The sequence below is a fragment of the Methylobacterium variabile genome (assembly GCF_001043975.1).
GTDB classification, from domain to species: domain Bacteria; phylum Pseudomonadota; class Alphaproteobacteria; order Rhizobiales; family Beijerinckiaceae; genus Methylobacterium; species Methylobacterium variabile.
Window position 1 is genome coordinate 1 of record NZ_LABY01000475.1, and the last position, 501, is coordinate 501.

At 75.0% G+C, this 501-nt stretch carries 1 protein-coding gene; it reads right to left on the reverse strand.

Annotated elements, in window-relative coordinates:
- Positions 1-501 (reverse strand): GAF domain-containing protein (locus tag VQ02_RS33985; RefSeq protein ID WP_483414290.1); only part of this gene is annotated, 501 nt, incomplete at both ends.

The following is a 501-nucleotide window of genomic DNA, read 5'->3' on the forward strand; positions in this document are numbered from 1 at the left end:
GCCAGCGCCTCGGCGATGGCGATCTGCCACGGCGCGAACGGCTCCGAGACGCCGCGGCGCTCCTCGACCCAGCGCTCGAACGAGCGCCGGGGGAGCACCGCCACCGGGCCGCTGCCGGCGAGTACAGGCTTGCGCGGGTCGCCACCCCAGGTGACCGTGCTCGGCACCTCGGGCCGGAACCACAGCAGCAGGTGGCGACGCTCGGAATCGACGAAGACCGCCAGGAGGCCGCTGGCGCATTCCGCGTACGCGGCGCTCGGCGGGTGGGCGGCGGCGAACTCCGCCGTGGCGTAGCTGGTGCGGTCCGCCGGCAGCGTGGCGCGCAGCCAGGCGGCGATCGCCAGGACAGCGTCGGGCGGCGGAGTCTGGCCGAGGCGGCGCACGGCCTCGTCCGATACGGTGGCGGCGCCGCGGGCGTCGAACAGGTCGAGCAGGGTGTGGGTGTTCTCGGTCAGCGCGCTGACGAAATCGTCGGAGCGGGCGAGCTCGCGCACGAGTTCG